This is a genomic window from Kitasatospora sp. NPDC048298 (assembly GCF_043201465.1).
GTDB lineage: Bacteria > Actinomycetota > Actinomycetes > Streptomycetales > Streptomycetaceae > Kitasatospora.
This window is the reverse complement of sequence record NZ_JBICYZ010000020.1, coordinates 59,871-72,388: the sequence shown is the minus strand read 5'-3', so window position 1 is coordinate 72,388 and position 12,518 is coordinate 59,871. Positions and strand designations below refer to the sequence as shown.

The 12,518-nt window shown below is 74.5% G+C and carries 12 protein-coding genes; 10 read left to right on the top strand and 2 right to left on the bottom strand.

Annotation, left to right across the window (positions count from 1 at the left end; translation table 11 throughout):
• The first annotated feature begins 73 nt into the window (after positions 1–73).
• From ACGF0D_RS17465 to ACGF0D_RS17430, 8 genes are all read left to right on the top strand, one after another.
• Positions 74–1,270 carry a sensor histidine kinase gene (locus tag ACGF0D_RS17465; RefSeq protein ID WP_392868760.1) on the top strand — a complete coding sequence of 399 codons (1,197 nt, stop codon included), beginning with the start codon at positions 74–76 and terminating at the stop codon, positions 1,268–1,270.
• 36 nt (positions 1,271–1,306) lie between these two features.
• On the top strand, positions 1,307–1,996 hold the full coding sequence (locus ACGF0D_RS17460) for a response regulator (RefSeq protein WP_392867770.1): 690 nt from the start codon (positions 1,307–1,309) through the stop codon (positions 1,994–1,996).
• Between the two features lie 100 nt (positions 1,997–2,096).
• Positions 2,097–3,032 (top strand): Rossmann-like and DUF2520 domain-containing protein, encoded by a 936-nt coding sequence (locus ACGF0D_RS17455; protein WP_392867772.1) that lies wholly within the window; start codon positions 2,097–2,099, stop codon positions 3,030–3,032.
• Entirely contained in the window at positions 3,033–3,938 is a 906-nt protein-coding gene (gene panC / locus ACGF0D_RS17450; protein WP_392867774.1) for a pantoate--beta-alanine ligase, read from the top strand.
• Positions 3,939–4,018: 80 nt separating this feature from the next.
• Entirely contained in the window at positions 4,019–4,468 is a 450-nt protein-coding gene (gene panD / locus ACGF0D_RS17445; RefSeq protein WP_392867777.1) for an aspartate 1-decarboxylase, read from the top strand.
• 16 nt (positions 4,469–4,484) lie between these two features.
• Entirely contained in the window at positions 4,485–6,155 is a 1,671-nt protein-coding gene (locus ACGF0D_RS17440) for an L-aspartate oxidase (protein ID WP_392917019.1), read from the top strand.
• Between the two features lie 4 nt (positions 6,156–6,159).
• The gene (nadC, locus tag ACGF0D_RS17435) at positions 6,160–7,122 is read left to right on the top strand and encodes a carboxylating nicotinate-nucleotide diphosphorylase (protein WP_392867782.1); all 963 of its coding nucleotides are present in this window, start codon (positions 6,160–6,162) and stop codon (positions 7,120–7,122) included.
• A 48-nt stretch (positions 7,123–7,170) separates the two neighbouring features.
• Entirely contained in the window at positions 7,171–7,959 is a 789-nt protein-coding gene (locus ACGF0D_RS17430) for a type III pantothenate kinase (RefSeq protein ID WP_392867785.1), read from the top strand.
• Between the two features lie 31 nt (positions 7,960–7,990).
• Here ACGF0D_RS17430 and ACGF0D_RS17425 read toward each other — a convergent pair whose 3' ends face one another.
• Both ACGF0D_RS17425 and ACGF0D_RS17420 read right to left on the bottom strand, forming a co-directional pair.
• On the bottom strand, positions 7,991–8,929 hold the full coding sequence (locus ACGF0D_RS17425; protein WP_392917016.1) for a hypothetical protein: 939 nt from the start codon (positions 8,927–8,929) through the stop codon (positions 7,991–7,993).
• Between the two features lie 60 nt (positions 8,930–8,989).
• Positions 8,990–9,544 carry a SigE family RNA polymerase sigma factor gene (locus ACGF0D_RS17420; RefSeq protein ID WP_188297597.1) on the bottom strand — a complete coding sequence of 185 codons (555 nt, stop codon included), beginning with the start codon at positions 9,542–9,544 and terminating at the stop codon, positions 8,990–8,992.
• 161 nt (positions 9,545–9,705) lie between these two features.
• Here ACGF0D_RS17420 and ACGF0D_RS17415 point away from each other — a divergent pair, with 161 nt between their 5' ends.
• Entirely contained in the window at positions 9,706–10,458 is a 753-nt protein-coding gene (locus tag ACGF0D_RS17415; protein WP_392917013.1) for a hypothetical protein, read from the top strand.
• Between the two features lie 247 nt (positions 10,459–10,705).
• Positions 10,706–12,502, top strand: a complete 1,797-nt coding sequence (locus tag ACGF0D_RS17410; RefSeq protein WP_392917010.1) for a hypothetical protein — start codon at positions 10,706–10,708, stop codon at positions 12,500–12,502.
• The last annotated feature ends 16 nt before the right edge of the window (positions 12,503–12,518 follow it).

Here is a 12,518-nt window from a genome sequence, read left to right as displayed (position 1 = left end):
GACCTGGGCACACCGGGCGACTGCCTACGCTGGACACGTGCATCGACTCAACGCCTGGCTCCGCCGTCACCCCATGGTGGTCGACGCCGCCTGGGCGGCGATCGTGCTGTTCTTCGGCCTGATCCCGAACGAGGCCAACGTCGACGAGGGCTGGCGCTTCGACGCCTCGATCGCGCTCGCGGTGCTGCTGCCGCTGCTGATGGTCTTCCGGCGGCGCTTCCCCGACCTCACGGTGGTCGCCGCCACCTGCGTCGGCGTCGGCCAGGTGATCGCGGGCGTCACACCGGGCTTCTCCTCGGTCGCCTACCTGGTCTTCGCCTACACGGGCGCCGCCTTCGGCCACAAGTGGACCTCCCGACTGGCCCTGGCGGCCGGCCTGTCCGCCGGGCCGCTGGTGTTCTGGCAGATGAAGCCGGTGAAGACGGTCTTCGACGGGGCCGGCGACGCCCACACCCGCCCGTACGGCTTCGGCGAGGCGGCGATGATCACGCTGCTGATGAGCACGCCGTTCATCCTCTGCTGGGCCTGGGGCCGGCTGACCAGGGTCCGCCGCGCCTACCTGACCGAGCTGGAGGACCGCGCCGCCCGGCTGGAGCGCGAGCGGGACGCCCAGTCCAAGGTGGCGGTCGCCGCCGAGCGGGCCCGGATCGCCCGCGAGCTGCACGACGTGGTCGCCCACAACGTCTCGGTGATGATCGTCCAGGCCGACGGCGCCGCGTACGTCCTGGACAACTCCCCGCAGCAGGCGAAGGAGGCGCTCGGCACGATCGCCTCCACCGGCCGCCAGGCGCTGGTCGAGATGCGCCGGCTGCTGGGCGTGCTGCGCACCGCCGACACCAAGGCCGAGGAGTACGTGCCGCAGCCGGGCGTCGAGGAGCTGCCGGAGCTGCTGGAGCAGGTCCGCACGGCCGGGCTCGACGTGGACTACGCCACCTCCGGGCAGCCGCGCGAGCTGCCGCGCGGCGTCGAGCTGACCGTCTACCGGATCGTCCAGGAGGCGCTCACCAACGTCCGCAAGCACGGCGGCCCCGACGTGCACGCCCGGGTCGCGGTCGACTTCGGCGAGCGCGAGCTGGCCGTCCTGGTGGAGGACGACGGGCGCGGCAGCACCGACGAGCACCTGACCGCCGGCGGCGCGGACGGCCTCGGCCACGGCCTGATCGGCATGCGCGAACGCGTCGGCATGGTCAGCGGCAGCCTCGACGTGGGCCCCCGCCCCGGCGGCGGCTTCCGGATCCGCGCCGTCCTGCCGCTCAAGGCGGCCCACTAGCCCAGTCCGCCGTCCACCCCTCCAAGGAGTCCCACCTTGACCATCCGCGTGATGCTCGTCGACGACCAGGAACTGCTGCGCACCGGTTTCCGGATGATCCTCCAGTCACAGGGCGACATCGAGATCTCCGCCGAGGCGGGCGACGGCGCGCAGGCCCTGGAGAAGCTGCGTCACACCGAGGTGGACGTGATCCTGATGGACGTCCGGATGCCGCGGCTGGACGGCGTGCAGGCGACCCGCCGGATCTGCCTGGCCGAGGACGGCAGCCCGCTGCCGAACGCCCCGCACGTGCTCATCCTCACCACCTTCGACCTGGACGAGTACGCCTTCGCCGCGCTCAAGGCCGGCGCCAGCGGCTTCCTGCTCAAGGACGTCCCGCCGACCGAGCTGGTGGCCGCGATCCGCGCGGTGCACGGCGGGGACGCGGTGGTCGCCCCGACCACCACCCGCCGGATGATCGACCGCTTCGCCGAGGTGCTGCCCACCCCGCAGAGCGCGCCCGGCTCCGACGCCCTCGGCCCGCTGACCGAGCGCGAGCGGGAGGTGTTCCTGCTGGTCGCCCAGGGGCTGTCGAACGGCGAGATCGCGGCCCGGCTGGTGCTCTCGGAGGCCACCGTGAAGACCCACGTCGGCCGGATCCTGGCCAAGCTGGGCCTGCGCGACCGGGTCCAGGCCGTGGTCCTGGCGTACGAGGCCGGTCTGATCCGGGCCGGGGCCGCGGACTAGCCGCCTCGGGCCCGGACGGGCCGCGGCGGCGCCCGTACACTGGGGCGGTACGTCCGGTACCCGTCGCGGACTGGAACGGTCATTCAGGACAAGGGTGGACATGAGTTCGTCCGACTTCAGCGAGTTCGCCCCGTTCGGCGACCCCGGTGACCCCGGCAACCGGCCCGCCCGGCTGGCCGTCGGCGTGGTCGGCACCGGCCGGGTGGGCCCCGCGCTGGGCGCGGCGCTCCAGCTCGCCGGGCACACCGTGGTCGCCGCCTCCGGGGTGTCCGCCGTCTCCCGCCGCCGCGCCGAGGCGCTGCTGCCGGGCGTGCGGATCGTCACCCCGCCGCAGGTCCTGGCCGCCGCCGACCTGGTGCTGCTGACCGTCCCGGACGACGCGCTGGCCGACCTGGTGGGCGGCCTCGCCGCCACCGGCGCCGTCCGCCCCGGGCAGCTGCTGGTGCACACCTCCGGCGCGCACGGCGTCGGCATCCTGGAGCCCGCCACCCGGGCCGGGGCGCTGCCGCTGGCCCTGCACCCGGCGATGACCTTCACCGGCACCTCGGTGGACCTGGCCAGGCTGGCCGGCTGCCCGTTCGGCGTGACCGCGCCCGAGGAGCTGCGGCCGGTCGCCGAGGCCCTGGTGGTGGAGATGGGCGGCGAGCCCGAGTGGGTGCCCGAGGAGGTCCGCCCGCTCTACCACACCGCCCTCGCCCACGGCTCGAACCACCTGGTCACCCTGGTCGCCCAGGCGATGGACCTGCTGCGCACGGCCGGCGTCGCCGAGCCGGGCCGGATGCTCGGCCCGCTGCTGGGCGCCGCCCTGGACAACAGCCTGCGCTCCGGCGACGCGGCCCTCACCGGTCCGGTCGCCCGGGGCGACTCGGGCACCGTACGGCGCCACCTGGCGCAGCTCAGTACGGTGTCCCCGGACATCCCGGCGGCCTACCGTGCGATGGCCCGCGCCACCGCACAGCGGGCGCTCGCCAACGGGACGATCGACGAAACGTCGGCGGCGGCGCTGCTGGACGTACTGAACGAGGAGAAGCCCTAGATGGCACGCGGTAAGCAGTCGAACAAGCCCCAGCGGACGCCGAAGGTCCACCGGGCCGTCGTCACCCGCACCGTGGACGAATTCGAGGCCGCGTTCTGGCCGGACGAGCAGCCGGTGGACAACGCCGTCGTGATGACCATGGGCGCGCTGCACGAGGGCCACGCCGCGCTGGTCCGGGCCGCCCGCAAGCAGGTCGGCCGGGACGGCCGGGTCGCGGTGACGGTCTTCGTCAACCCGCTCCAGTTCGGCGCGGGTGAGGACCTGGAGCGCTACCCGCGCAGCCTCGACGAGGACGTGCGGCTGGCCGAGGAGAACGGCGCCGACGTGGTCTTCGCGCCGTCCGTCGAGGAGGTCTACCCGAACGGCGAGCCGCAGGTGCGCCTGGTGGCCGGCCCGATGGGCGAGCGCTACGAGGGCGCCACCCGGCCCGGCCACTTCGACGGCGTGCTGACCGTGGTCGCCAAGCTGCTGCACATCAGCGACCCGGACTTCGCGTTCTTCGGCGAGAAGGACGCCCAGCAGCTGGCGATCATCCAGCGGATGGTCGCCGACCTGGACTTCGACGTCGAGATCGTCGGCGTGCCGACCGTCCGCGAGGAGGACGGCCTGGCGCTGTCCTCGCGCAACCGCTACCTCTCGGCGGAGGAGCGCGCCCACGCGCTCGCCCTGTCCAAGGCCCTGTTCGCCGGCCGGGACGCCGCCGCGCAGGGCCCGAAGGCCGTCCGCGAGGCCGCCTCCGCCGCCCTGGACGGCGCCGAGGGCGTCACCCTGGACTACCTCGCCCTGATCGACCCGCACGACTTCTCGGAGGCGGCGGAGGACTTCCAGGGCGAGGCGGTGCTGGCCGTCGCCGCGAAGGTGGGCCCGACCCGCCTGATCGACAACGTCCGCATCATCGTTCGCTGAGACACCGGCGGCGACACCGGCAGCGACACCCACAGCAACACCCCCCTTCAGGCATGCACTCACAGGAGGCGTGACCCGCAATGCTCCGCACCATGCTCAAGTCCAAGATCCACCGGGCCACCGTGACCCAGGCCGACCTGCACTACGTGGGATCCGTCACGGTGGACGAGGACCTGCTCGACGCCGCCGACCTGCTCCCCGGCGAGCTGGTCCACATCGTCGACATCAACAACGGCGCCCGGCTGGAGACGTACACCATCGCCGGCCCGCGCGGCTCCGGCGTGATCGGCATCAACGGCGCCGCCGCCCGCCTCGTCCACCCGGGCGACCTCGTCATACTCATCGCCTACGGGCAGATGGACACGGCCGAGGCCAAGGGCTACGAACCGAGGATCGTCTTCGTGGACGAGCGGAACCGGATCACCGGCCTGGGCGGGGACGCCGCCGAGGCCCAGGAGGGCACCGGGCTGCTCCGGGGGGACAGGGCGTACGGTGACGGCAACGGCGCGGCCGACGCCGCCTCGCGCTGAAGGAGCCACCCAACCCATGTCCACGCACCGCCTCACCGCCCCGGCCCCCGGCTGGACCGCCACCACCGACGTGGTCGTGGTCGGCTCCGGGGTCGCCGGCCTCACCGTCGCGCTCAACGTCCGCAAGGCCGGCCTGCGGGCCATGGTGGTCACCAAGGCGATGCTGGACGACGGCTCCACCCGCTGGGCCCAGGGCGGCATCGCGGCCGCCCTGGGCGAGGGGGACACCCCCGAACAGCACCTGGACGACACCCTGGTGGCCGGCGCCGGACTCTGCGACGAGGAGGCCGTGCGCACCCTGGTCACCGAGGGCCCGGACGCCGTCCGCCGGCTGATCGCGGTCGGCGCCGCCTTCGACCGCGGCGCGGCCGGCGAGATCCTGCTGACCCGCGAGGGCGGCCACCACCGCAACCGGATCGCGCACGCGGGCGGGGACGCGACCGGCGCCGAGATATCGCGCGCCCTGGTCGCCGCCGTCCGCACCGACCCGGCCATCGAGCTGATCGAGCACGCGCTGGTGCTCGACCTGCTGACCGACGCCGAGGGCCACGCCGCCGGGCTCACCCTGCACGTGATGGGCGAGGGCGCGCGCGACGGCGTCGGCGCCGTCCGGGCCCGCGCGGTGGTGCTCGCCACCGGCGGCATGGGCCAGGTCTTCTCGGCCACCACCAACCCGGCGGTCTCCACCGGCGACGGCGTGGCGCTCGCGCTGCGGGCCGGCGCCGCCGTCACCGACCTGGAGTTCGTCCAGTTCCACCCGACCGTGCTCTGGCTCGGTCCGGAGGCCGAGGGCCAGCAGCCGCTGGTCTCCGAGGCCGTGCGCGGCGAGGGCGCCCACCTGGTGGACGCGGACGGCGTCCGGTTCATGCTCGGGCAGCACGAGCTGGCCGAACTGGCCCCGCGCGACATCGTCGCCAAGGCGATCACCCGGCGCATGCAGGAGCAGGGCGCCGAGCACATGTTCCTGGACGGGCGGCACTTCGGCGCCGAGATGTGGGAGCGGCGCTTCCCGACCATCCTCGCCTCCTGCCGCGCCCACGGCATCGACCCGGTCACCGAGCCGATCCCGGTCGCCCCGGCCGCCCACTACGCCTCCGGCGGCGTGCGCACCGACCCGCACGGCCGCACCAGCGTCCCCGGCCTGTACGCCTGCGGCGAGGTCGCCTGCACCGGGGTGCACGGCGCCAACCGGCTGGCCTCCAACTCGCTGCTGGAGGGCCTGGTCTTCGCCGAGCGGATCGCCGCCGACCTGGCCGCGCGGCACGGGGCCGGCGAACTGCCCGAGCGCACCGTGGACGTCGAGGCCGCCCGGTCGGCGCACGCCGTCCCGCTGCCCGCCTCCGAGGCGCGCGCCGAGATCCAGCGGCTGATGTCGCGCGGCGCGGGCGTGCTGCGCTCGGCCGCCTCGATGGCCGGCGCCGCGGCCGGCCTCGCCCTGATCGCCGAGCAGGCCCACGCGCACGTCTCGGAGGAGAAGCCGGCCGACCCCCGGGTGGAGACCTGGGAGGCCGCCAACCTGCTGCTGGTCGCCACCGCCCTGGTCGCGGCCGCCGCGCAGCGCGCGGAGACCCGCGGCTGCCACTGGCGCGAGGACTTCCCCGAGCGCGACGACGCCCACTGGCGGCGCCACCTGATCACCACCCTCGCCGCCGCCGGCGGCCCGGTCAGCACCCCTGAGGAGCAGTAGAACCATGACCCACTCCCACGAGGAACTCCCGATGGCCGGCGGCTGCGGCGACGGCTGCGCCTGCGGGGACGGCGAGGGCTACGAGACCGGCCTGGACCCGCAGCTGGCCGAGCTGCTGGAGCAGGCCGGGCTGGACCCGGTCGAGGTCGAGGACATCGCCACCCTGGCGCTGGCCGAGGACCTGGCCGGCGGCGAGGACGTCACCTCGGTGGCGACCGTGCCCGCCGAGTCCGTCGCGACCGCCGACTTCACCGCCCGCCAGGCCGGCGTGGTGGCCGGCCTGCGGGTCGCCGAGGCGGTCGTCTCGCTGATCTGCGAGGAGGAGTTCGAGGTCGAGCGGCACGTCGAGGACGGCGACCGGGTGGAGGCCGGCCAGGTGCTGCTCTCCGTCCGCTCGCGCACCCGCGACCTGCTGACCGCCGAGCGCAGCGCGCTCAACCTGCTCTGCCACCTGTCCGGCATCGCCACCGCGACCCGCGCCTGGGCGGACGCCCTGGAGGGCACCGGCGCGGTGGTCCGGGACACCCGCAAGACCACCCCGGGCCTGCGCGCGCTGGAGAAGTTCGCGGTGCGCTGCGGCGGCGGCGCCAACCACCGGATGGCGCTCTCGGACGCGGCGCTGGTGAAGGACAACCACGTGGTCGCGGCCGGCGGCGTGGCCGAGGCCTTCCGGGCCGTCCGGGCCGCGTACCCGGAGCTGCCGGTCGAGGTCGAGGTGGACACCCTGGAGCAGATCCCGCCGGTGCTCGAGGCCGGGGCGGACCTGATCCTGCTGGACAACTTCACCGTCGGGCAGCTGAAGGAGGCCGTGGCGCTGGTGGCCGGCCGGGCGAAGCTGGAGGCCTCCGGCGGACTGACCCTGGCCAGCGCGCGCGAGGTCGCCCAGACTGGTGTCGACTACCTGGCCGTGGGCGCGCTCACCCACTCCTCGCCGATCCTGGACATCGGCCTGGACCTGCGCGCCTGACCGTCAGCGGTCGAGCACAGACCCGTCCCGACTCGCAGAAAGCGCCCCATGCTCCTCACCATCGACGTCGGCAACACCCAGACCACGCTCGGCCTGTTCGACGGCGAGGACGTGGTGGAACACTGGCGGATCTCCACCGATCCGCGCCGCACGGCCGATGAACTGGCGGTGCTGCTGCAGGGGTTGATGGGCAACCACACCGCGGTCCGGGAGGCCGCGGTGGAGGGCCTGGCGATCTGCTCGTCCGTCCCCGCCGTGCTCCACGAGCTCCGCGAGGTGACCCGCCGCTACTACGGCGACGTCCCCGCGGTGATCGTGGAGCCCGGCGTGAAGACCGGGGTGCACGTCCTGATGGACAACCCCAAGGAGGTCGGCGCCGACCGGATCGTCAACGCACTGGCCGCCAACCACCTGTACGGCGGTCCGTGCATCGTGGTCGACTTCGGCACCGCGACCACCTTCGACGCCGTCAACGCGCGCGGCGACTACGTCGGCGGGGCGATCGCCCCGGGCATCGAGATCTCGGTCGAGGCGCTCGGCGTCCGCGGCGCCCAGCTGCGCAAGATCGAACTGGCCCGTCCGCGCAACGTGATCGGCAAGAACACCGTCGAGGGGATGCAGTCCGGCATCCTCTACGGCTTCGCCGGCCAGGTCGACGGCCTGGTCGAGCGGATGGCCCGGGAGCTCGCCAAGGACCCGGACGACGTCCAGGTGATCGCCACCGGCGGTCTCGCCTCGCTCGTCCTCGGCGAGGCCACCACCATCGACGTGCACGAGCCCTGGCTGACCCTGATCGGGCTGCGCCTGGTGTACGAGCGCAACCGACCCGCCGCCTGAGCCCCTCGGTCGCGGGGCTGCCGAGCGGCGCTCAGCTGCCGGGCTTCGGGAAGGCCGGCAGGGTTTGCGGGCCGGTCGTCACCCCATCCCAGGGATACAAGGTGACTCCCGGGGCCGGAGTGATCGGGAGGGTCCCCGGTGCGGGGGGCGTGGGCGTGGGCGCCGGCCCAGTGGGCGTGGGCGCCGGACCGGTGGGCTTCCCCGCCCGCGGGTCCGGCAGCGCGGCCACCACCTGCTGCCAGCGCGGGGCCTTCACCACCGCGGCGAGCTGGTCCGGTGTCAGTGGCGGGTCGGTGCGGGTGATCGGCGCGCCCTGCTCCAGCGGCTTGCGGTTCCACTCCTGGATCGACACCTGGTAGCCGCTCCCGGACAGCTTGGCGGACCACATCTTGGAGCCGGCCGGCTCGCCGTCGCGCGTCCCGGCCTGGTAGACCCGCAGGTGCTCGCCGCCCGGGAGGTCCGACTCGGTGCAGGTGTCGCCCGGGGTCGTCGTGGCCGGGCAGCCGGTGTCGCCGACGCGGCCCATGATCCAGAACAGGTACTGGACCGCGCCGTTCCCGTCGTCCAGGACCAGCCGCAGCTGCGGGATGTCGCTCTCGGTCCCTCGGGCCTCCCCCACCGTCACCGCCCCCTGCGGCAGCAGTTCGGTGAGCATCTGCTGGAACTCCGGTCCCGAGACCGGGGCCGCGGACGCGCTCGGCGCCCCGCCCGACGCCGGGCCGGCCACCGCCGGGGCGACCTGCCCGGGCAGCAGGCCGCCGAGCGCGGCTCCGCCCACCCCGACCAGGGCCAGGGCGGCGGCGCCCGCCGCGGTGCCGACCCGCCGCCTGCGGCGCAGCCGGCGCCCGTGCGACCAGCCGGTGTCGACCAGCCGGCCGGCCTCGGTCTCGAAGGCCCCGCCGGCCGCGCCGATGGCCTCGGCGAAGGCCCGCTCGAACCGCTCGTCGGGCCCGTCGTGTTCTGCAGACATGCTGAACCAACCTCTCTACCTGGTGAGTTGACGTGATCAGTGGGGGTCGTGAGAGCCGGCTCAGCGTTCGGCCGGCATGTCGAGGCTGTCGCCGAGCACGGTGCGGATCCGGCCGAGCGCCCGGAAGGACTGGGTACGGACGGCGCCCGGGGTGCTCTGCAGGATCGCGGCGGTCTCCTCGACGCTGCGGTCCTCCCAGTAGCGCAGCACCAGCACCGCCCGGTCCCGCGGCGTGAGCCGGCCGAGCGCGTCCACCAGGGTCAGCCGCAGCTCCGGGTCGCCCTGCGGGGCCGCGCCGTCCGGCACCGCGTCGACCGGCCGCTCGCCGCTGGAGCGGCGGCCGCGGTGCGAGAGGAAGGCCCGCACCAGCACGGTGTGGGCGTACCCGGCCGGATTGTCGATCCGCCGCTTGGCCCCGAACCACGAGGTGCGGTGCCACTGGACGTAGATCCGCCCGAGCGCCTCCTGCACCAGGTCCTCGGCGAGGTGGGTGTCCCCGCCGGTGAGCAGGCAGGCCGACCGGTAGAGCGGTCTGGCGCGGCCGGCCGCGAAGGCCTGGAAGTCCTCGTCCCGGCCCCGGCCGCGGGCCGCCTGTTCCTGATCGTCCGGTCGCATCCTGCCCGGCCCCTCCCTCGTTCGTCCCTGACACCTGGATGACCAGGCGGGCCCCGGGCGGCGTTACAGATGGCGGCGAAACGCTTTTTCACCGGGCCGGACGCCGGTGGTTCGGCGCGACGTTACCGACAAATCGGATATTCCTCACGTAGTGTCAGTCCATGCCTACGCCACACGGATCGCGCGGCGGCATGGCCTTCAGCGCCGACGAAGTCCGCGTGCTGCGCCGCGCCCTCGCCCAAGCCCTGCACCCCGCCGTCCCCTTCCACCTCCAGGGGCCCGACCGGCCGGCGTTCGCCGGACCGGGCGCCGAACTGTGGGCGGAGGACGTCCAGGACGCCCTGCGCCTGACCGAGGCGATCGACGAGGCCGTCCAGGAGGGCGGGCGGCTGCGCGCCTTCCTGCTCGCCGACCTCGGACGCTACCGCTCCGCCCTGCCCGGCAGCGCCCCCGGCTACCTGCAGCGGCTGGAGGAGGCGGTGACCGACGGATACCTGCCCGGCCCCGAGGACCTCACCGCGCTGCGCGGGCTGACCCGCCAGCCCTGCGGCCAGGGCGAGCGGGCCCGCCGCTCCCGGCTCGCCGGGCGCTGCCACGCGCTGGCCGAGGCCGCCGTCCGCGAGCGGCTCGCCCTCCACACCGGGGCGCCCCGCCACCTGGTGGCCGTACCGAGCCCCGCCGCACCGCCGAACAGTCACCCCACCCCTGTAGGAGGACGGACCCCCATGAGCAGCACCGACTCCCGCCCCGAGCAGCCCGCCGCCGCGACGAACCCGCCGCCCCGTCCGCACCGGATGCCCACCCCCGCCGAACTGTTCGGCCGCCGCCCCAAGCCCCCCACCCGACCGGCCCCGCCGGCCGACCGGACCCCCGAGGACGTGGAGGACGTCGAACTCGCCACCGGCACCGGCTGAGCCGGCCGCACCACCACCCGGAGGGGAGACCGCCCGTCGCGGTCTCCCCTCCGTCCGCATGCCGGTCCATGTGTCGACAATGCCGTCGTCCCGCCGGCCGTCGCCGGTCACGTCTTGATAACTTCCCCCCGCCGGCCAGGCCGTTCGGTCCCGACCTGGGCGAATTGATGACGGATCAACCGGGTTGACGGCCGTTCGACAATCCCTAGGGTGCGGATCCTCACCACTCCATTCACGGGGGATTCACATGCACTCCACTCGCACGCGCCGGTTCCTCGGCGCGGGCACGGCCACGGTCGTGGCCGCCCTGGCCGCCGGCACCGCGGCCCTCCCGGCACACGCCGCCGGCACCCAGCTCAGGATCTTCCCGACCGGCACGATCCAGATCTCGACCCAGCCGGCCGCCCAGCCCCAGTTCGGCGAGAACATCCACCTGCGGATCGGCCGGACCGGCACCGGCGTCGTGAACGGCGCCAAGCTCGCGTTCGACACCACCGGCATCGACGGGCTGGCCACGCTCAGCGTCCCGGGCTGCGCCACCGCGGGCAAGGTGGTCACCTGCGACATCTGGCGCCTCGACCTGGAGAACATCAACATCACCAGCCACCCGTGGCTGAGTGCCGTCGCGGGAGTCCGCCCCGGCTCCACCGGGACCGTCCACGCCACCCTCAGCGCACCCGACGCCGAGACCGCCGAGGCCGACATCCGGGTGGAGATCGGCGGTGCCGGCTTCCGCACCAAGGCACCCTCGGAGCAGCTCGGCGTCAAGGTCGGCAGCACGCTCCCGTCGACCCTCGAGTTCGCCAACCGCGGCGAGTCCGCGGCCCAGCGGGCGGTCGTCGAGGTCTATCTGACCCCCGGCCTCGACGTGGCCACCTGGCCCTCCAACTGCGAGTACGCCAAGGACAAGGGCGACTGGGCGGGCCGCGGCTTCGGCTACCCGATGCCCACCGTGCACGGCATCTGCACCATCGACGGCGAGATCGCCCCCGGCCAGGCGGTCAAGCTCTCCGGTCTCGAGCTCACCGTGGGCACGGACGCCTACTCCACCTTCGCCGGCTACGAGGTCTACCCCGCCGAGGGCGTGTACGGCGGCAGCGCCGCGGACCTGCGCCGACGGCTGTCGTTCCAGCGCGGCACCGGCGCGCCCGCCACCCTGGTCAAGACCTCCGGTGACGGGATCCCGGACGGACTCGACGTCAACCACTCCACCGAGCAGCAGGTCCTCGCCGACAACTCGGCCGACTTCGCGGTGAACGGCTCCTGGGCACCGGACGCCTCCGGCACCACCGGCACCTTCACCCTCGGCGCCGTCAACAACGGCCCGGGCTCGATCATCGACCGCAGCCTCGGCGAGGGCGCGCCCTCCCTCCACGTGCAGTTCCCGGAAGGGGTCACCGTCACCGGCCTGCCGTCGACCTGCCAGCCGTACGACTACGTCCTGGGCCAGAAGTCCGACAAGCCGCTCAACAAGTTCTCCTGCGAGGGACTGGGCGGGTTCTTCATGCCGGTCGGCGCCACCAACTCCCACAAGCTGACCCTCTCCGTCCCCGAGGGCACCGGCGAGCTGACCGCGACGGTCTCCCTGCAGAACATGACGAGCGAGTACGAGCCGGGCCACCCCAGCGCCGTCATGAGCTGGGACCACAACCCCGCCAACGACCTGCTGACGGTGGACCTGCGAGCCACCCCGGGCGGCACCCCCGGCAGCGGCGGCACGCCCGCCCCGACCCCCACCGGGACGCCCACCGAGGCGCCGGTGCCCGAGCCCTCCCCCGCGCCGACCGGCGCGGTCGTCCCGGCCGGCCTCACCGGCAAGGACTCCGCCGGCCCCGACGCGGCGGCCGACCCGGGCACCGGCGGCACGCGCGCCGGCTCCACCACGCGCACCGGCTCCGGCACCGACCGGGCCACCGGCGACAGCCTGGCCAGCACCGGCAGCTCCGGCGCCCTCCCGCTGGCCGCGACGAGCGCCGCCGCCGTGCTGCTCGGCACCGCCGGTCTGGTCACCGCCCGCCGGCTCCGGGCCCGCCGCGACGGCTGACCCCGCCGCACCGCCG